Source organism: uncultured Nisaea sp. (assembly GCF_963974195.1).
Taxonomy (GTDB): domain Bacteria; phylum Pseudomonadota; class Alphaproteobacteria; order Thalassobaculales; family Thalassobaculaceae; genus Nisaea.
Map to the genome: position 1 here is coordinate 1 of NZ_CAXBDC010000091.1, position 19,025 is coordinate 19,025.

General features: G+C 60.3%; 22 protein-coding genes. 13 read left to right on the plus strand and 9 right to left on the minus strand.

The genetic code is table 11. The features are described from left to right. The 3 genes from rho to hemE form a co-directional block, all read right to left on the minus strand. The coding region (gene rho / locus AAC126_RS17180; protein WP_339855558.1) for a transcription termination factor Rho at positions 1 to 1,057 on the minus strand (1,057 nt) is incomplete at its 3' end. A 205-nt stretch (positions 1,058 to 1,262) separates the two neighbouring features. Continuing rightward, entirely contained in the window at positions 1,263 to 1,697 is a 435-nt protein-coding gene (gene hemJ, locus AAC126_RS17185) for a protoporphyrinogen oxidase HemJ (RefSeq protein WP_339855560.1), read from the minus strand. A gap of 54 nt (positions 1,698 to 1,751) precedes the next feature. Continuing rightward, positions 1,752 to 2,783 carry a uroporphyrinogen decarboxylase gene (hemE, locus tag AAC126_RS17190; protein WP_339855562.1) on the minus strand — a complete coding sequence of 344 codons (1,032 nt, stop codon included), beginning with the start codon at positions 2,781 to 2,783 and terminating at the stop codon, positions 1,752 to 1,754. A gap of 408 nt (positions 2,784 to 3,191) precedes the next feature. On the opposite strand from hemE, the gene AAC126_RS17195 reads away from it, so the two are divergent. From AAC126_RS17195 to dnaQ, 4 genes are read left to right on the plus strand one after another with little or no spacing between them, the layout of a single operon-like run. Then, entirely contained in the window at positions 3,192 to 4,016 is an 825-nt protein-coding gene (locus tag AAC126_RS17195; RefSeq protein ID WP_339855565.1) for a pyruvate, water dikinase regulatory protein, read from the plus strand. Then, the gene (locus AAC126_RS17200; protein ID WP_339855568.1) at positions 4,016 to 4,654 is read left to right on the plus strand and encodes a Maf family protein; all 639 of its coding nucleotides are present in this window, start codon (positions 4,016 to 4,018) and stop codon (positions 4,652 to 4,654) included. Before AAC126_RS17195 ends, AAC126_RS17200 begins: the two co-directional genes overlap by 1 nt. 5 nt (positions 4,655 to 4,659) lie before the next feature. Beyond that, positions 4,660 to 5,256: a dephospho-CoA kinase gene (gene coaE, locus AAC126_RS17205; RefSeq protein WP_339855570.1), complete on the plus strand. Its 597-nt coding sequence runs from the start codon at positions 4,660 to 4,662 to the stop codon at positions 5,254 to 5,256. Then, complete coding sequence (gene dnaQ, locus AAC126_RS17210) at positions 5,249 to 5,941, plus strand: DNA polymerase III subunit epsilon (protein WP_339855572.1); 693 nt, start codon at positions 5,249 to 5,251, stop codon at positions 5,939 to 5,941. The genes coaE and dnaQ overlap by 8 nt, the downstream gene beginning before the upstream one ends. Here the strand turns inward: dnaQ and secB are convergent, their stop codons facing one another. From secB to AAC126_RS17225, 3 genes are read right to left on the minus strand one after another with little or no spacing between them, the layout of a single operon-like run. Further along, positions 5,942 to 6,463, minus strand: coding sequence for a protein-export chaperone SecB (secB, locus tag AAC126_RS17215; protein ID WP_339855574.1), 522 nt, complete (start codon positions 6,461 to 6,463; stop codon positions 5,942 to 5,944). A gap of 46 nt (positions 6,464 to 6,509) precedes the next feature. After that, the gene (locus AAC126_RS17220; RefSeq protein WP_339855576.1) at positions 6,510 to 7,064 is read right to left on the minus strand and encodes a histidine phosphatase family protein; all 555 of its coding nucleotides are present in this window, start codon (positions 7,062 to 7,064) and stop codon (positions 6,510 to 6,512) included. A 54-nt stretch (positions 7,065 to 7,118) separates the two neighbouring features. After that, positions 7,119 to 7,637 carry an FxsA family protein gene (locus AAC126_RS17225; RefSeq protein ID WP_339855579.1) on the minus strand — a complete coding sequence of 173 codons (519 nt, stop codon included), beginning with the start codon at positions 7,635 to 7,637 and terminating at the stop codon, positions 7,119 to 7,121. Positions 7,638 to 7,797: 160 nt separating this feature from the next. On the opposite strand from AAC126_RS17225, the gene AAC126_RS17230 reads away from it, so the two are divergent. The 8 genes from AAC126_RS17230 (at position 7,798) to AAC126_RS17265 (ending at position 14,722) form a co-directional block, all read left to right on the plus strand. Next, on the plus strand, positions 7,798 to 8,469 hold the full coding sequence (locus tag AAC126_RS17230) for a Tim44/TimA family putative adaptor protein (protein WP_339855582.1): 672 nt from the start codon (positions 7,798 to 7,800) through the stop codon (positions 8,467 to 8,469). Positions 8,470 to 8,509: 40 nt separating this feature from the next. Further along, positions 8,510 to 9,691 (plus strand): murein transglycosylase A, encoded by a 1,182-nt coding sequence (locus tag AAC126_RS17235; RefSeq protein ID WP_339855585.1) that lies wholly within the window; start codon positions 8,510 to 8,512, stop codon positions 9,689 to 9,691. Between the two features lie 66 nt (positions 9,692 to 9,757). Then, a complete protein-coding gene (locus tag AAC126_RS17240) occupies positions 9,758 to 10,534 on the plus strand; it encodes a (Fe-S)-binding protein (protein WP_339855588.1) in 777 nt (258 codons plus the stop codon). Next, positions 10,534 to 11,967 (plus strand): LutB/LldF family L-lactate oxidation iron-sulfur protein, encoded by a 1,434-nt coding sequence (locus tag AAC126_RS17245; RefSeq protein WP_339855591.1) that lies wholly within the window; start codon positions 10,534 to 10,536, stop codon positions 11,965 to 11,967. The genes AAC126_RS17240 and AAC126_RS17245 overlap by 1 nt, the downstream gene beginning before the upstream one ends. Next, entirely contained in the window at positions 11,967 to 12,653 is a 687-nt protein-coding gene (locus AAC126_RS17250) for an LUD domain-containing protein (protein WP_339855594.1), read from the plus strand. Before AAC126_RS17245 ends, AAC126_RS17250 begins: the two co-directional genes overlap by 1 nt. A gap of 21 nt (positions 12,654 to 12,674) precedes the next feature. Continuing rightward, a complete protein-coding gene (locus AAC126_RS17255) occupies positions 12,675 to 13,277 on the plus strand; it encodes a Smr/MutS family protein (protein WP_339855597.1) in 603 nt (200 codons plus the stop codon). Between the two features lie 19 nt (positions 13,278 to 13,296). Next, a complete protein-coding gene (locus tag AAC126_RS17260; protein ID WP_339855598.1) occupies positions 13,297 to 13,668 on the plus strand; it encodes a helix-turn-helix transcriptional regulator in 372 nt (123 codons plus the stop codon). A gap of 589 nt (positions 13,669 to 14,257) precedes the next feature. Beyond that, positions 14,258 to 14,722, plus strand: a complete 465-nt coding sequence (locus AAC126_RS17265; RefSeq protein ID WP_339855600.1) for a MerR family transcriptional regulator — start codon at positions 14,258 to 14,260, stop codon at positions 14,720 to 14,722. Between the two features lie 75 nt (positions 14,723 to 14,797). Here AAC126_RS17265 and AAC126_RS17270 read toward each other — a convergent pair whose 3' ends face one another. Further along, entirely contained in the window at positions 14,798 to 15,610 is an 813-nt protein-coding gene (locus AAC126_RS17270) for a helix-turn-helix transcriptional regulator (RefSeq protein ID WP_339855602.1), read from the minus strand. A gap of 80 nt (positions 15,611 to 15,690) precedes the next feature. Here AAC126_RS17270 and AAC126_RS17275 point away from each other — a divergent pair, with 80 nt between their 5' ends. Then, positions 15,691 to 16,911, plus strand: a complete 1,221-nt coding sequence (locus tag AAC126_RS17275; protein WP_339855604.1) for an MFS transporter — start codon at positions 15,691 to 15,693, stop codon at positions 16,909 to 16,911. On the opposite strand, the gene hslU is transcribed toward AAC126_RS17275, so the two are convergent. Next, positions 16,901 to 18,208, minus strand: coding sequence for an ATP-dependent protease ATPase subunit HslU (gene hslU / locus AAC126_RS17280; RefSeq protein ID WP_339855606.1), 1,308 nt, complete (start codon positions 18,206 to 18,208; stop codon positions 16,901 to 16,903). The two genes, AAC126_RS17275 and hslU, sit on opposite strands and share 11 nt — an antisense overlap. A 52-nt stretch (positions 18,209 to 18,260) precedes the next feature. Then, positions 18,261 to 18,824, minus strand: coding sequence for an ATP-dependent protease subunit HslV (gene hslV / locus AAC126_RS17285; RefSeq protein ID WP_339855608.1), 564 nt, complete (start codon positions 18,822 to 18,824; stop codon positions 18,261 to 18,263). Between the last annotated feature and the right edge of the window lie 201 nt (positions 18,825 to 19,025).

Below are 19,025 nucleotides of genomic sequence, written 5' to 3' on the forward strand. Positions count from 1 at the left end.
CGGCCAGCTTGCGGTCCAGGATGATCTCGGAGTTACCCGTACCCTTGAACTCTTCGAAGATGACTTCGTCCATGCGGGAGCCGGTATCGATCAGCGCGGTCGCGATAATCGTCAGCGAGCCACCCTCCTCGATATTACGGGCCGCACCGAAGAAGCGCTTCGGCCGCTGCAGGGCGTTCGCATCCACACCACCGGTCAGCACCTTGCCCGACGACGGCACCACGGTGTTGTAGGCACGCGCCAGACGCGTGATGGAATCCAGCAGAATGACCACGTCGCGCTTGTGTTCGACCAGGCGTTTGGCCTTCTCGATCACCATTTCCGCGACCTGGACGTGGCGCGATGCCGGCTCGTCGAAGGTCGAGCTGATAACCTCGCCCTTCACCGAACGGTCCATGTCGGTCACTTCTTCCGGCCGCTCATCGATCAGCAGCACCAGGAGATAGGCGTCCGGGTGGTTCGCGGCGATCGCGTGAGCGATGTTCTGCAACATGACCGTTTTACCGGTCCGCGGCGGCGCCACGATCAGACCACGCTGCCCCATGCCAAGCGGTGCAATCAGATCGATCACGCGCGTTGTGGCACCTTGCTGCTTGTTTGTCGGATCTTCGAGCTCGAGATTGAGCCTTTGTTCCGGATACAGCGGAGTCAGGTTATCGAAGTTGATCCGGTGACGAACCGCATCCGGATCTTCGAAATTGATCTGATTGACCTTGAGCAACGCGAAGTACCGCTCACCGTCTTTCGGAGCCCGGATCTGTCCCTCGACCGTATCGCCGGTGCGCAGCCCAAAGCGCCGCACCTGGCTCGGAGAGATGTAAATATCATCCGGACCCGGCAAATAATTCGATTCTGGCGATCTCAAGAAACCGAAACCATCCGGCAGTGTTTCAAGAACACCCGTGCCGTAGATCGGTAGATCGTTATCAGCTAATTGTTTAAGAATAGCGAACATCATGTCCTGCTTGCGCAGAACACTTGCGTTCTCGATCTCCAAGTCTTCCGCAAATGCGAGAAGATCTTGAGGTGTCTTCGATTTCAGCTCTTGAAGATGCATCGTCCTGTCGATGAGCAGGTATAACGAATGTTTTGAGAGGTCGGCCTATGAGCAAGCCGCACGAGTGTGCCGGTTAGAGCAGACTTTTATTATTCGTTCTTGTGCGGGAAAGACCTGACGCAGAGCCGTAAGGCGTTCAGCGCTAATTTCAATTACAGTGCTTCCGCGCCGAATGTCAAACCCGAATATTTAAGAAAAATGGAATTCATCCGGAAAACGGCTTCACGATCACCATGATTATGATCACGATCAGCAAAATCGTCGGAACCTCATTCGCTATGCGATAGAAGCGTTCGCTGTGCGGATTTGCATCCGCGGCAAACTGCCGCCTCCAGCGGGACAATCCGCCGTGGAAACCGGTCATCACGATGACGCAGGTCAGCTTCACGTGCATCCATGGCTCCGAGAGATAGTCCGGAACCAGAACCAGCATCCATATTCCGAATATGAACGTCGAAATCATCGCCGGATTGATGATCGCCCGGAGCAGACGCCGCTCCATGATCTTCAGCGTTTCGGAAAGCTCAGAGCCAGTCTCGGCAGCCGCGTGATAGACGTAAAGCCGCGGCAGATAAAACATACCCGCCATCCAGGCGACCATGCTGATCACGTGAAAAGCCTTGATCCATTCGTAGCTCATGCCCCTGGCTCCTCAGCCGAAACCCCTCTGCCTAAACCTCTGTGCCGGATAGCCTCAGCGCCCGGCGCGAACCTGCCGGACAAGCTGCTCGACATGCTCAATCGGCGTGCTCGGCAGGATGCCGTGCCCGAGATTGAAGATAAACGGCTTCGAAGACGCCACCGAGAGGATGCTCTCGACTTCCGCTTCAAGCTCGGACCCGCCGGCAAGCAGGGCAATCGGATCAAGGTTCCCCTGGATCGGCATCCGGCTCTGGATGTTTTCCACTGCCCAGCGGATCGGCATCGCCGTATCCACCGCGACCGCGTCGACACCGGTTTCCTCGATATAATCGAGATAATTGGCCCCTGCCGCGCGCGGAAACCCGATCATCGGCAGATCCGGATATTGCGCCTTCACCGCCGAGACGATCTTCTTTGTCGGCTCAATGACAGCCATCCGGAACAAACGTGGCGACAGCACACCGGCCCAGGAGTCGAACAGCTTCAGAACCTCTGCCCCGGCCTTTGCCTGGCCGAGAAGGTAAGTGATCGTGCCTTCGACCACGATGTCGATCAGCGCCTGAAAGCCTTCAGGATCCGAATAGGCCCAGCGCTTTGTCGCAGCGTAATCCTTACTGCTGCCGCCTTCGACCATGTAGGTGATCACGGTCCAGGGGCTGCCAGAGAAGCCGATCAGGGTTGTTTCGGCAGGGAGGGCCGCACGAACACGCGAAACGGTCTCATAGACGTTCCCTACGCGCTCTGAGAGACCATTCAGATCGAGACTCTTCAGTGCCGCTCGATCCGTGACCGGATCCAGAACGGGACCCTTGCCCTCAACAAAGCGCAGGGGTTGGCCAAGGCCGTAGGGCACGATCAGAATATCGGAGAACAGGATGGCGCCATCCATGCCGAACCGGCGGATCGGCTGCAAGGTAACCTCCGCCGCCATTTCCGGATTGAGGCAAAGATCGACGAAAGACCCGGCTTTTGCCCTGAGTTCCCGGTATTCCGGCAGATACCGTCCAGCTTGGCGCATCAGCCAGATCGGAGGGGTTTCCGCTGTTTTTCCGGCCAGTACGCTGAGAAGAGCTTTCTCGGTCATCGATTGCCTGTCTGTCTGGTGAATAAGTACGCCACTCCTAACAAAGAATCTTATTAGAAATAACTAAGAAGTGGTTGTAGTAGCGCTGTGAGTCCTGGGGATTATCATTTAGGCACAGGTCATCCACAGCTCTGTTCTGTCCAGACCATACAGGGCCGGATCGGGGATAAGGAGGGGTAAAAACGTCGCAAGTCCCTGAAGTTCATCAAGCCTGATAGTTTGTGAATAATGGGGATATCCTGCTTTTGGCAGCCCGGCGGGAAGTTGTGCGCCGTCCGGGAAAAGATTGCTCCCCGTCTAACAACCGACCTGCTAGCTAATGCATGAAGTGGTGCAGATTTCCTTTCGGAAGAGATTCCGGATTCTGTAAACAGATCGTACGCAGTTATCCCCAACCGGATGTGGAATGTGACGGATACGGATATTCATCTTCACCTGGTGTCGGATGCGACCGGTGAAACCAACCATCAGGTCGCACGGGCCTGCCTCGTCCAGTTTGAAGGGGTTCGTGCGCGCGAGCATGTCTGGTCTCTGGTGCGCACGTCCGGCCATATCGAGAAGGTGCTTTCCGCGGTCAGTGTGTATCCGGGCCCCGTGCTTTTCACCCTGGTGAATCCGGAGCTTCGCCAGCAACTGGAGATGGGCTGCCAGCAGCGCCGGGTTCCCTGCATCTCCGTGCTGGATACGGTGGTGAATGCCCTTGGCACTTTCCTGGGCCAGGAAAGTCATGGAAGGCCCGGCCGGCAGCATGAGCTGGATGCGGCCTATTTCAACCGGATCCGCGCCATGGATTACACGCTGGCGCATGATGACGGGCAGATGGTGCATGATCTGGAAGATGCCGACATTGTGATCGTCGGCGTCTCCCGGACCTCGAAAACACCGACATCGCTCTATCTTGCGAACAGGGGCTATGCGACGGCGAATATCCCGGTGGTGCCGGGTGTTGCCCTGCCGCAGGAGCTTTACAGCCTGAAAAAGCCGTTCGTGATTGCCCTGACCAACGATCCGAACCGGCTGACCCAGGTTCGGCGTAACCGGATGCTGATGCTCCAGCACAGCAACGAGACGGATTATGTCGATCCGGAAAAGGTCCGTGCGGAGGTGATCGAGGCGCGCAAGCTCTTCACCAAGGGCGGCTGGCCGGTGATCGATGTGACCCGCCGGTCAATCGAGGAAACCGCTGCGGCAGTGCTTCAGAAATACGCGAAATTTCACGGTCTGGAATCCTGATGACCGAATCTCTCGATCTCTCTCATCTTGCCGGTAGCGGTGAAAAACCGATTGTGCTGGCCTCCGGAAGCCGGACCCGCGCCGATATGCTCCGCTCGGCGGGCCTGGCCGTGGAAATACGAAAACCCGCCGTTGATGAGTCCGAATTCAAACGCAGCCTGCGGGCCGAAGGGGCGAGTGCGGCCGAGGTCGCGACCTTTCTTGCAGAAATGAAGGCGAACACGATTTCCCGCGCCATGCCGGAAGCGCTGGTGATCGGTGCCGATCAGATGCTCGATATCGAGGGGGAGTGGCTGGACAAGCCGGAAGACCGGGCCGGCGCGGCCGCGCATCTTCGCCGCCTTTCCGGAAAGCGGCACAGCTTGATCAGCGCCGTGGTCGTTTCCGCCGGTGGAACCCGGATCTGGCATAATATTGCCACGGCCAGTCTGCTTGTTCGTCCGCTCTCCGATGAGTTCATAGAGGCTTATCTTGATACGGTCGGGGATGTGGCCCTTGAGTCCGTGGGGGCCTATCAGCTTGAATCCGTCGGCGCGCAGCTTTTCACGTCCGTCGAGGGTGATTTCTTCACCGTGCTGGGACTGCCATTGCTTCCCCTGCTTGATTTCATGCGCACGCACAGCGCGCTCCGGACCTGACTTTCATGCTGGTTCTCGGCCTGACAGGCTCTATCGGCATGGGGAAAAGTACGGCCGCGGAGATGTTCCGGCGGCTGGGGATTCCGGTGCATGATGCGGATGCTTCGGTACATTCCCTGTTTCAGGCTGGCGGGCTGGCCGTCGCGCCGATTTCCCGCCGGTTTCCGGATGCGGTGGTCGATGGTGCCGTCGATCGGGAGCGGCTTGGCAAGATCGTGTTTGGCGATGCGGCGGCCTTGCGGGATCTGGAAGCGATCGTTCATCCGCTTGTCCGCCGTGAACGGGACCGGTTTCTTGATCTGCAGCGCCGGGCACGGCGCCGGGCGGCCGTGCTCGACATCCCTCTTCTGTTCGAGACCGGTGGCGAGGATATCTGTGATTATGTCTTTGTGGTATCCGCGCCGGCTTTTCTACAACGGCAAAGGGTTCTGGCCCGCCCCGGCATGACAGCGGAGCGGCTCTCTTCTATCCTGAAGAAACAGATGCCGGATGGCGAAAAGCGCCGCCGCGCTGATTATGTCCTGCACACGGGCCTCGGCCGGGCCGCCACTGTCCGGGCCATAAAGAAGATTCTGCGCCACTTGGGAATTCGACATGCGTGAACTGGTTCTTGATACGGAAACCACGGGTATCGACCCGAAACAGGGACACCGGATTATCGAAATCGGCGCCATCGAGCTGATCAACCATGTGCCGACCGGTGAGAGCTATCACGTCTATATCAATCCGGAGCGTGAGGTCGAACAGGGCGCCTTCGAGGTGCATGGCCTTTCGACCGAGTTCCTTGCCGATTATCCGAACTTTGCCGGAATTGTGGATGGCTTCCTGGAATTCGTCGGGGATGCCGTCCTGGTTATCCACAATGCCAGATTCGACATGGGCTTTATCAATGCGGAACTGAAGCGGCTCGGCCGCCCGGAAATACCGATGGAGCAGTCGATCGACACGCTGACCATGGCCCGGCGCAAATATCCGGGCGCGCAGGCCAGTCTGGATGCGCTCTGCCGCCGGTTCGAGATCGACAACGGGCACCGTGATCTGCACGGCGCCCTCGTCGATGCGGATCTGCTGGCGTCGGTTTACCTGGAGCTGATCGGTGGACGGCAGCCCGGGCTTGAGCTTGCCGGGCAGGAAAAGAGCGGACAGGCCGCGCCGGAAATCCGTGAGGCGGTTATCAGGCCGCCGCGCCCGCATGCACCGAGCGCGGACGAACTCGCGGCGCATGCGACGCTCATGGAAAAGGTGAAGGACCCGATCTGGAACCGGACCGGCGAAGCCGCGGAATAATCAGGCGGTGCCTTCTGTCTCGATCTTGGAGACGTCGATACCACCGGTTTCCTGACGCTGCAGCTCGTTCTTCTGGAACACGCCGAGGAAATCGATCGGCTGGATATGCAGCGGCGGATAGCCGCCATCTGCGGTCACCTGACCGATGATCTGGCGGGCGAACGGGAACAGCAGCCGGGCGCACTCGACCATCAGCACATATTCGGTCTGGTCGGGCCGGACATTCTCGAACTGGAACACGCCTGCATAAGCCAGCTCGACGATGAAAACCTTGTCGCCCTCGTGAACGCCATTGACGTTCAGCTGCAGGATGACTTCGAAGACATTCTCCGCCATCCGCTCGGCGCGGACATCGACACCGATTTCAATGTCAGGACGGATATCGGAGCGCAGGCTATAGGGCGCCTTCGGGTTTTCGAAGGACATGTCCTTGATATATTGCGCTTTCACCGTCATCGAGAAGGTGTTGATTGCGGTCTGCTCTTCGGCTGGCGCCGTACCGGTATCTGTTGTGTCGGTCATCGGTTCGATCTTGTCTCTGCCGGGTGAATTCGAAGGCGCGTGGGTATCATGGATCAGGGGTGTGGACAACCTCTCCGGCGCCGTTCCGCTGTACTTTGACGACGGTTCCGTTGCCGACCGGCAGGCCGGTGAGACGGTTGATGAAGCCCCAGTGACTGACGCAGACGAGGCGGTCCCAGTCTGCTCGCTGGTGGTTGTTGTCGAGGAATGTGCGCACTCTCGCGTGGACCTCATGCTCTTCTTCATGATGATCGGTCCACCATTGCTCGTCGATATGATCGAAAGCGAGATGGGGCCAGTCGGTTTGCAGCAGTGTCCGGGTGCGGCCGATATCGCAGATGAAATGCCGGTGTTCGCGGATCAGCGGCTCGATCCGGATCTCCCTGTCGATGGTCTCGGCGATGATATGGGCCGTCTCCAGTGCCCGGCGATAGGGGCTGGAGACGATGTGATCGATATCGAGCCCGCGCAATGTCTCGGCACTATGCCGGATCTGGGCGCGTCCGAGATCGGTCAGGGCGGGATCCTCGATCCCCGGGTCACGCCCGGTGGCGCCATAGACGACGTTGAATTCGGACTGGCCATGACGGACGAACAGCATGCGGGCGGGTTCCTTCAGATGCGGCTGGCAAGTACGGCGGGCAGGTCGGCGGGATCAGCGCGGGGGTAGCTCCCGGCCAGAACGGTCAGCATCGGTTCCGGGTTTATCTTCCGTATCCGTCAGATCCTCGAATTCCGCATCGATGACCGTCCGGGAGCCGGAAGTGCCGGAGGTTTTACCGGACCGTCCCCGGACAATCCAGACATGAGAGTCCGCGGCGCGCGCCGCACTTTGAAACAACATGCCGATCAGCACCACGCGCAGCGGCGGTATGAAAAGCAGAAATCCGGCTGTGTCGGTTACGAAACCGGGCAGGAACAGGAAGGCCGCGGCGAGCAGAAGGCCAACGCCATCAATAATTTCAGCCAGCGGGGTCTCTTCCCGCCGTATCTGTTCCTGGGCCCGCTGCAACACGGCGAGACCCTGACTCCGGAACAGCACTGCGCCGATGGCGGCAGTCAGCAGGGTCAGGCCGACCGTTGCCCAGCCACCGATGATCCCGCCGACTTCGGCGAAGACGTAGATTTCGATGACGGGGATGCCGATCAGAACGAAAAGGATTAGCAGGGCCATAGTTGTTCTTTCAAAAGTGACAGCCTATGTATGCTGTAGTACGGTCGCCCGAAGGTCAAAGCGGCAGGTCTCTGGCCAGAACACACTTGATCTGCCGTAAAACCAGTGGCGGTTTCTTCATCAATGGATAAGGGTTTTAACACCCGCAGTTAAGGACGATATGGGCGACGGTTCCGCTTTGTTCGAGATAATTTTATTCGCAATACTTGCGGGGTTCCTCGTTTTCAAGCTGCGTAGCGTGCTTGGAAAACGGACGGGCCATGAAGAACGTCACAGCGATCCGTTTTCGCCGGCGCCCGAACAGGGCAACAAGTCGGACAACGTGATCCAGCTGCCGGGCCGTGATGCTGAAAACAGCGTCGGGGAACAGCAGGATGGTGATCTGTCGGAGGGGATGCGCCTGAAAATGGCTGATCCGTCCTTCGATGAAATCGAATTCCTGCAAGGTGCGCGCACTGCGTTCGAATGGGTCGTTACATCCTTTGCCAAAGGTGATCGGGAGGCTCTCCGCCCGCTTTTGGCGGACGATCTGATGTCGGCCTTTGCCGGTGCGATCGATGCGCGCGAGCAGGCGGGAGAGACGCAGGAAACCACGGTTTCTTCCTTCCGGTCGGCTTTGATCAATGATGTCCACCTTGCCGGCTCCGTTGCCCGTGTGACGGTTGAATTCATCACCGACCAGGTGAAGGTTACCCGCGCCGAGGACGGATCGGTTGTCGATGGCGACCCGGACAGGATTGAAACGGTGACCGATCTCTGGACTTTCGAGCGTGATATCGCAACGCAGGATCCGAACTGGCGCCTCGTCGCAACGCGTGTGCCTGAAGAGTAAGCCCTCAATCGTGATAGTCCGAAGAGGACTGGAGAATATCTTGGCGTGGCGCCGTCTGTGGCTGCTGACTGTTCTGGCTCTGGTCGCCTGTGCGCCGGAACAGGACCCTGATCGCGCGGTCTCGCCGCCGGTCAGCTATGAGAGAACCGACCTCTCGGCCTTGCCGGCCTGGGAAAGCGATCGGGTCAGCGAGGCGCTTCCCGCCCTGAAGCGCTCTTGCGGCAAGCTCCGCCGGCAATCCGATACCGACACCATTGCCCCGGCGGAAATCGGCGGCACCGTGGCCGCCTGGCGTGAGGCGTGCGATGCCCTCTCCCGCCTGTCCGACGGCAGCGGTGATGCTGCCGTCCGCGATTTCCTGTCGACCTGGTTCGTTGCTTACGAGGTGCGCGCCGGAGACGGTGCCGGGCTGTTTACCGGATATTACGAGCCTGAATTGAACGGTTCCCTGGAGCAGCGCGAAGGGTTCGATACCCCGCTGCTGGCACGGCCGTCGGATCTGGTTCTGGTCAATCTTGGAGACTGGCGCGCGGGCTTGCGCGGGGAGCGGATTGCCGGACGTCTGCGAAGCGGCAGGCTGATCCCCTATGAAAGCCGGGCGGAAATAGAGACCGGCGCGCTTGGCGACAATGTTGAAACGCTGGCCTGGATCGATGATCCGGTTGATGTCTTCTTCCTGCATATCCAGGGCTCGGGCAGGATCCGGCTTGATAACGGCCAGGTGCTGCGGGTCGGTTATGACGGTCATAACGGGCACAGCTATTATCCGATCGGCCGCTATCTTGTTGAGAACGGCGAGATCGACAAGGATGCGATATCGCTGCAGACCATTCGCGCCTGGCTGCATGCGCATCCGGACCAGATGCGCGGTGTGATGGATCTCAACCCGTCCTACATTTTCTTCCGCACCATCGATGGCGATGGTCCGATCGGCGCACAGGGCGTGGCCCTGACGGCGGGCCGGTCTCTTGCCGTTGACCGGCGTTATATCCCGCTCGGCGCGCCTGTCTGGCTGGATGTCGACTATCCGGACGAAAGCGGCAATCCGCTGCAGCGCCTCGTCGTCGCCCAGGATACGGGCGGCGCCATCAAGGGCGGTGTGCGGGGTGACGTGTTCTGGGGCCACGGCCCGACGGCGGCGGAAAAAGCCGGGCCGATGGCCGCGACGGGTCGATATTTCGTGCTTCTGCCGAAAAATCTCGATATTGCCTTAAAGCAATAGGATACGGCGTGCCGGTCCAAGGGCCCCGCATCCTCATAAAAAAAGAGATGTGAGTGGGAGCCTGCTGTGTCTGCGTCCGAGAAAGCCCGTCCGCGCGTCGGTCTGTTTGTGACATGCCTTGTCGATTTATTCCGTCCGTCCGTTGGTTTCGCCACCCTGTCCCTGCTTGAAAAGGCCGGGTGCGAGGTGGTTGTGCCGGAGGCGCAGACCTGCTGCGGCCAGCCGACCTTCAATTCCGGCGACTTCAGGGACAGCTGCGACATTGCGGCCAATGTGATCGAGGCCTTCGAGGGCTTTGATTATGTGGTCGCGCCGTCCGGCTCCTGCGCCGGGATGATCCGGGAGCATTATCCGGAGCTGTTCGAGGATGATCCGGCGATGGCCATGCGGGCACAGCATCTGGCCAAACGAACCTACGAGCTGACCTCTTTTCTTGTGGATATCATGGGCATGGAGAGCACCGGCGCGGCTTTCGCGGGCACTGTGACCTATCATGATTCCTGCTCCGGCCTGCGAGAGCTCGAGGTCAAGACCCAGCCCCGCAAGCTGCTTTCAGCGATGGACGGCACCTCGATCAGGGAAATGCCGGGCGCCGAGATCTGCTGCGGCTTCGGCGGCACCTTCTGCGTCAAATACCCGGAAATCTCCGACAAGATGGTGACACAGAAAGCGGCCGAGATCGTCGAGAGCGGCGCGGATCACCTCCTGGCGGGCGATCTTGGCTGTTTGCTGAACATGGGCGGCAAGCTGAAACGCCTCGGCGCCCGGACCGAGGTCCGGCATGTCGCCGAAGTGCTGGCGGGCATGACCGACCAGCCCTCCATCGGCGAGGGAGAGCGCTGATGGAAGCCACCTCGCACAGTTTCAAACAGAATGCGCGTGATGCGCTGACCGACGCCCAGTTGCAGAAGGCGCTTTCCAAGATGCGCCCCGGCTTCCAGCAGAAGCGGGCGGATGTTGTCGCCAAGCTGCCGGAATTCGAGGATCTCCGCGACCGGGGCCGGGACATCAAGAACCACGTGCTGGAGAATCTCGATTTCTATCTCGAGCGTTTCGAAAGCAACGTCATCGCCAATGGCGGGCAGGTTCACTGGTGCCGGAATTCCGAGGAAGCCCGGCAGACCATCATGGAGATCTGCCGCTCCGTCGATGCCAAGACAGTGACCAAGGGCAAGAGCATGGTGGCCGAGGAAATCGGCCTCAACGAGTATCTGGAAGAGCACGGCGTCGAGCCGATCGAGACCGATCTCGGCGAATATATCATCCAGCTCCGGAATGAGCCGCCAAGCCATATCATCGCGCCGGCGATCCATGTGAACAAGGAGCAGGTCGTCGAGGCTTTCCGCAAGAAACACACGGATCTGCCGCCGGACCGCCCGCTGGAGGAAGTCGGCGACATTACCGACGAGGCCCGGACGCAGCTCCGGCCCAAGTTCTTCGCCGCCGATGTCGGTATTACAGGCGCGAATTTCCTGATTGCCGAGACCGGCCAGACGGTGATCGTCACCAATGAAGGCAATGGCGACCTGACCCAGACCCTCGGCAAGGCGCATGTCGTGGTGGCGAGCCTGGAGAAGATCGTGCCGACGTTGGAGGATGCGAGCTGCATTCTGCGGCTGCTGGCCCGCTCGGCGACCGGACAGGAGTTTTCCGTCTACACCACCTTTTCCAGCGGGCCGCGCCGGAAAACCGATCTGGACGGCCCGGCCTCCTTCCATGTGGTGCTGATCGACAATGGCCGCTCCGCCATGCTCGGCACCGAATATCAGGATATGCTTCGCTGCATCCGCTGCTCGGCCTGCATGAACCATTGTCCGGTCTATGCCGCCGTCGGTGGGCATGCTTACGGCTGGGTCTATCCGGGGCCGATGGGCGCGGTGCTCACACCAAGCCTGATCGGCATCGACGAGGCCGGTCATCTGCCCAATGCATCGACTTTTTGCGGCCGTTGCGAGCAGGTATGCCCGATGCGCATCCCGTTGCCGAAGATGATGCGCCACTACCGGGCAAAAGAGTTCACTGAGAACAAGACTACCTCGCAGGTTCGCGCGGGTTTGGGGCTTTGGTCGTACTTTGCCAAAAGACCGTGGCTCTATCGGCAATCGACCAAGTTGGGGGCTGCGCTACTGCATGCTCTGGGCGGAAGGCGCGGCCGGATCGCCGCCTTGCCGCTGGCCTCCGGCTGGACCTCGGTGCGCGACATGCCTGCCCCCGAAGGGCGCACCTTCCAGCAGCTCTACAAGATGAGCGGGCACGGCAAGAAGGGGGACGCGTGATGAGCGAGGCGCGGGAACAGATTCTGGCGGGCATCCGCAAGTCCCTTGGACGCGGCAAGCTTGAAGGTGCGGCGGCCGAGGCTGTCGAGGCGCGCCTGAAGGGGCACGAACGCATTCTGGTGCCGAAGCGCTCCGACGGTGATCAGGCGCACAAGATCGGCCTCTTTGTCGAGATGGCGGAAGGAGTCTCCTGCACCGTCGACAGGCTGGACTCCCTTGAATCCGTGCCGGAGCGGCTGGCGGACTATCTGCGCCGGGAGAACCTGCCGGCCCGGATCAAGCAGTCTCCGGCGCTGGAAGACACGGTGATCCCGTGGGAAAAGGCGCCCGCGCTTGAAATCACCAGCGGTGCCGCCGTCAACGAGGATGCGGTGGGATTGACGCCGGCTCATGCCGGGATCGCGGAAACCGGCACGCTGATGCTGCATTCTTCCGCCGAAACCCCGACAAGCCTGCATTTCGTGCCGGACACGCACGTGGTACTGCTGCGGGAGAGTCAGATTGTTGGTGCCTACGAGGATGCCTGGGACATGTTGCGGCAGAAACTCGGCCTGAAGCCGGGCGCAAGTGTCCCGCGTACGGTCAATCTTGTTACTGGCCCGTCGCGGACCGGCGATGTCGAGCAGATCATCCAGCTCGGCGCGCACGGACCCCGGCGGCTGCACATCATGCTGGTCAAGGACTGAGCCCCGAAGCGGAGCGGATTTATGGCACGGCGGCCAACGGCAGATGAGCTCGACCTGTGGCGTAAGGTGGTCGCCGACACGGTGCCCCTGACGCCCGAGCGCCGTGCCGCACTGGCTGCGGAAGAGGTGCCGCCAGTGCCGGAACTCAGCACGAAACAGCCAAAAAAGAACGGTAAGGACAAGCAGGCGCCGCGCCATCACAGCCGCCCGCAGAACGATCCCGGCTTCACCGCGATCAAGGTGCCGAGCGCGTTGGCGGAATACGCTCCGGGCAAGGTTCCGGGGATAGACCGGCGCACGGCGCTCAGGATCAAACGCGGCAAGCAGCAGATCGACGGCCGCATCGATCTGCATGGCATGCGGCAGGACCAGGCCCACCGGGCGCTGAACGGCTTCATCGCGTCTGCCTACCGGCGCGGCCAGCGGTGTGTGCTGGTGATCACGGGCAAGGGTACGCGCTCGGCGGATGACGGAGAGCGGGAGGCAGGCGTGCTGCGCCGGATGACGCCGCGCTGGCTGACCGAAGGTGTGAACAAGGACAAGGTGCTGACCTATTCCCCTGCCCAGCCGCAGCACGGCGGCAGTGGCGCGCTCTATGTCATGCTGAGGCGGCAGAAGACCTGATGACGAGACAGGACGAGATATGACCCCGTTCGGCGCAAAAATCAGGCAGCTCAGGGCCGACCGAGGCGTCACCCTGAAACAGATGGCGACCGCCCTGCAGGTTTCCTCCGCCTATCTCTCGGCCCTGGAGCACGGCAAGAAAGGCCGGCCGACCGTCGGGCTGATCCACCAGATCTGCCAGTATTTCGGCCTAATCTGGGACGACGCGGAGGATCTGAAGAAGCTCGCGAAACACTCGAACCCGCGTGTCGTCATTGATACGGCCGGGCTCAGCCCGAAAGCAACGGAGCTCGCCAACACCCTCGCCGCCCGCATCCGCGATCTGGATGACCCGCGCATCGACACACTGCTCGCCGAACTCGCCCCGCCGGGCAAGGGGCCGCGTTACTAAAAAAGAAAGCGCCGAAGAACGGCGCTTTCGATCTGACGGGATTTAAGGAAATGCTTTAAGCGGCATTTTCGCAGTACCAAGGGTATGTATCACCCTTCTTCCTATTGTTCTCCCAGTAGAGGGGTTGGAGATTTACTAGCGCATCTTGTCCACCCTTAGAGCGTGGGATTATGTGATCTATCTCCCAACCGTAGTCGGAAGCAGTATTGCCATGATCTCCATATTTCATGGCGTAACCGCAGGCATCTCTTCGCCAAACTCTTTGGTCAAACCCATCAATTGGTCGACCTTTGTTCCAGACGAGGCTTTTGGTGCGCTCGTCAGCATTTTCATATGGGTACTTGTATGTCATGATTTGGTATCCTTCTGCTTTGGAGGTTAGGCGCCCGCCGTATTCCTTCTCACAAGAGCGGCGGGTGCCGCTGTAGCGATAAAAATCTTTCGCTACAATGAATCTATCAAAAGCAAATACCAAATCTAGCCTTATTTTTTATAAAACACACACAATATTGATGTGTGTGTTTTAATGCTCGTATATTTAATTGATGTTACTGTATGAATATTTAGAGTTCAGTGCTGAACTCTAAATATGGCTAAGTTTGAGATGACGGCAAAAACCCATTTCACGACGAAAGAAGCTGCACGAATCGTCGGGTTTCGTTCACCGTATATGGTGGACTACTTGCATCGTTCAGGTGTTGTGGTGGCGTCGAAACTAAGAAACCCTGGGCGAGGGAAACCAAGGCTTTATAACTATTCTGATCTTCTTCTGCTTAAAGCGATGAAAAGCCTTCTCGACCGAAGAATACCTGTAGCAAAGCTAAAACAAGCGCAGAGAGATTTTCGGAAATACTATTCCAAGGGCGCATCCAAAGAGCGCCTTGCGAAGTTCATGATCACAGATGGTAAGAACGTTTTTTACAAAGAAAATGCAGGCGCTATCGTCGAGTTATCTAATGGTGGTCAATTGGCATTTGCCTTCATAATTGATATGGATGTCCAGCAAGATCATATCGAAAAATCCCTTGTTAAGATGGGCTTCAAGGCAGCTTAGGCCTCAATTTTCTGAGATCCGTGCTCTTTGCCGGTTTTCTTTTTCACGCCGCGTCGATCTACAGCTCCCGCCGCGTTACTGAGGCGCGCTGCCGTCGCCGGTCTTCCCGAAGCCATGCACATATCTGCTGGGTGGTGCGCCGGTGATCCGGCGGAACATGGTTGAGAAGGATGCCGGGTTTTCGTAGCCGAGATCGAGGGCGACGCCCGTCACCGGCTCCCCGGCAAGAAACCGGGGGATGGCCGCCATTACGCAGGCGCGCTGGCGCCAGTCCACGAAGCTGAGGCCTGTCCCGGCCCGGAAATGGCGGGTGAAGCTACGGCGGCTCATATGCAGCCTGGCGCACCAGGCGGCAATGTCAGAGCTGGCCGAGGGCTGCTTCAGGAAATCCCGGCAGAGCGCCCGCAGGCGTGGCGCGGCGGGCATCGGGACGGTGAGCGGGATAACCGGAAGCGCCGGGATTTCGTGCAGCAGCAGATCCGTCAGCAGGCCTCCGCGACTGGTGCTCCGCAAGGGGGCCGGGCTGCCGGCGACGGCTTCCAGAAGCGTGCGCACCAGATCGCTGATCGCCAGCACGGCGCAGTGGTCCGGCATGCCGGGGGCGGCGTCTTCGGTCAGGTAGAGACTGCGCATCCGGACCTCGCCCAGCATCCGCACCTCATGTTCCTGTCCCGCCGGGATCCAGAGGCCGCAATCGGGTGGCATCATCCAGGCGCCGTCCGTTCCCTGCACCAGAACAACCCCGGTCAGGCCATAGAGCAGCTGGGCGCGGGCATGCCTGTGTGCCGGAATGATCTCGTCGGGCGCATAGGTTTCCGCCAGGGCAAAGACATCTTCCCCGTCTCCGAACGGTCCGGCAAAGCCAGCCTGCGTTTGGCCCATACTCATAAATTTATGTCCCATACCCGGTAGCGGGTCAGTCAAAAAGGGCGATATCTGGGGTCTGTGTCAACCCGGGGAGCAGCGGCATGTCATCAATTCTGTCTTCAGCAGCGCAAGGCCGGGCGCGGGATCTGCCGATCCTGGTTGGGACCAGCAGCGCCCATTTTCTGAACGATCTGGCGCAATCCCTGCTGATCGCGAGTTATCCGTTGCTGCGCGGGGATTTCTCGCTCGATTTCACGCAACTGGGCTTCCTGACACTGGCCAATCAGGTGACGGCTTCGGTTCTGCAGCCGGTCATCGGCATCTGGGCCGACCGCAAGCCCCGGCCATGGTCTTTGGCCGTGGGCATGTCGATCACCTGCCTTGGCCTGCTGCTTCTGGCATGGGCGCAAAGTTACGTGGTTTTGCTTGCGGCCAGTGTCCTGCTTGGTCTGGGCTCCGCCATCTTTCATCCGGAGGCGGCCCGGGCCGCCAGACGCAGTTCGGGCGGGCGGCACGGGCTTGCACAATCAATCTTCCAGCTCGGCGGGCATGCGGGATCGGCCCTCGGGCCCCTGATGCTGGCCCTGTTCGTACTGCCCAGGGGGCAATCGGCGCTGGCCTGGTTCGCGCCGCTCATGGCCGCGGGTATTGTGCTGCTGGCCGTGATCGGGAGATGGACTCACCACGCTGCCGTTACGGGCGGGACCGTGCCGATGGCAGGACAGCATGACAGGCCCGGTGCCTCTGCCGTTCCCGTGCGCGAGCCCGTGCGCGAGATCGCGATCCTGCTGGCACTGATCGCGGCCAAGTTCAGCTATCTCGCCTGCTTCGAGAATTATTTCGTTTTCTATCTGGGAACACGGTTCGGCACATCGATTGCCGGGGGACAGATTGTCCTCTTCGTGTTTCTTGGCGCCTCCGCTCTTGGCGGCATTGTCGGCGGGCACCTGACCGACCGGGTCGGTACGCGGGCGATGATCGTCTTTTCGTTCTGGGGCGCCCTGCCGTTTTCGCTCGCCGTGCCCTATCTCGGGCCGGAGTTGGCGATTGTCGCGGCCATTTTCGCCGGCGCCATTCTGGCCTCCGCCTTTTCAGCGATCGTGGTGCATGCCCAGACCCTGATGCCGCACCGGATCGGCATGGTCTCCGGCCTGTTCTTCGGCGCGGCTTTCGGCGTCGGCGGCCTGGCGGCGGCCGCGCTTGGCGTGGTGGCGGATGGGTATGGCGTGGAGGTGCTTTACCGGATCGCTTCCTGGCTCCCGCTTGCCGGCCTGTTGACAATTTTCCTGAACAGGCCGGCCCGGGCGGTCGCTACAGGATGAACTTGCTGAGGTCGGTGTTCTTCGCCAGCTCGCCGACCCGCTCGTTCACGTAGGCCGCGTCGATCTTCAGCGTCTCGCCGCCCTTGTCGGACGCCGTGAAGCTGATCTCGTCGAGCAGCTTTTCCATCACGGTATGCAGGCGGCGGGCGCCGATATTCTCGACATTCTTGTTGATGTCGACCGTGAGATCGGCCAGTGCGTCGATGGCGTCGTCGGTGAAGTCGAGGGTGACTTCCTCGGTTGCCATCAGGGCGGTGTACTGCCGCAGCAGGCTGTTTTCCGGCTCCGTCAGGATGCGGCGGAAGTCGTCCCGCTCAAGTGCCCGCAGCTCGACCCGGTTGGGCAGACGGCCCTGCAATTCCGGCAGCAGGTCCGAGGGTTTCGCCAGATGGAAGGCGCCGCTGGCGATGAACAGCACGAAGTCGGTCTTCACCGGGCCGTACTTGGTTGCCACCGTCGTACCCTCGATCAGCGGCAGCAGGTCGCGCTGCACGCCTTCGCGGCTGACATCGCCGCCGCGCTCCGCACGGCTGGTGATCTTGTCGATCTCGTCCAGGAAGACGATGCCGTTCTGCTCCGCCGACTCAATGGCCTGGCGCACGACTTTTTCCTCGTCGAGCAGCTTGTCCGCCTCTTCCTCGACCAGAACCTTGTAGGATTCCGCAACCGCCATGCGGCGCTTCTTGGTGCGGCCGCCGAAGGCCTTGCCGAACATGTCGTTCAGGTTGAGCATGCCCATCTGGGCGCCAGGCATGCCGGGGATCTCGAAGGTCGGCATGCCGCCGCCGCCGGCATCTGCCGTCTCGATCTCGATTTCCTTCTCGTCGAGTTTGCCTTCGCGCAGCATGACGCGGAATTTCTGCTTGGTGTCCGCGTTCGCGTTTTCGCCGACCAGAGCGTCGACCACCCGGTCCTCGGCCGCCAGTTCCGCCTTGGCATGCACATCCTTGCGCATCTTCTCGCGGACCTGGCCGATGGCGATTTCCACCAGATCGCGGATGATCTGCTCGACATCCCGGCCGACATAGCCGACTTCGGTGAATTTCGTCGCCTCGACCTTGATGAAGGGGGCTTCCGCCAGTTTGGCGAGGCGGCGGGCGATCTCCGTCTTGCCGACACCGGTCGGGCCAATCATGAGGATGTTCTTCGGCTGCACTTCCTCGCGGATATCGTCGGCCAGCTGCTGGCGCCGCCAGCGGTTGCGCAGGGCAATGGCGACGGCGCGCTTGGCGTCCTTCTGGCCGATGATGAAGCGGTCAAGCTCGGAAACAATTTCACGCGGGCTGAAAGCGGACATGCGTGTTTCTACCAATCGTCAGGATGCGAGAGCTGAGTCAAATATCAGCGCGTTATTCGGTATCGAGCATCTCGAGTGTGAGATTCTCGTTCGTGTAAATGCAGATATCGGCGGCGATCTTCATCGCCTTGCGGGCGATCGCCTCGGCATCCATGTCGTCAAGATCGACCAGGGCGCGGGCGGCGGAGAGGGCGAAAGTGCCGCCGGAGCCGATGCCGATCAGGCCGTCTTCCGGCTCCAGCACGTCGCCATTGCCGGTCAGGACCAGAGACGCGGACTTGTCCGCCACGGCCATCATGGCTTCCAGACGGCGCAGATAGCGGTCCGTGCGCCAGTCCTTGGCCAGCTCGACGGCGGCGCGGGTAAGCTGGCCCGGATGTTTCTCGAGCTTCTCTTCCAGACGCTCGAACAGGGTGAAAGCATCGGCGGTGGCTCCGGCAAACCCGGCGATCACGTCGCCATTGCCGATCCGGCGGACCTTGCGGGCCTCCGACTTCATTACCGTATTGCCGAAGCTGACCTGTCCGTCGCCAGCGACGACCACGCGCCCGTTTTTACGGACAGAAAGGATCGTGGTGCCGTGCCACTGGATCGGGTCTGCGGCCTGATTGCTCATGAGAACTCCAAGGATAACGTGCCCGTCCAATTTGGGCATCGGCTGGATAACGTCAAGTGCGGACCGCTGGCAAGAGCGGTGGCAGGGAAGGCATATGCAGTCCGGTGATTGGCAATGTGCCGCGCTTCCTGCTACATAGCCGCCGGATATTGCTTGGGAGCAGAACCCATGTCGGACAACCGCAGCGCGACCGTCAAGCGC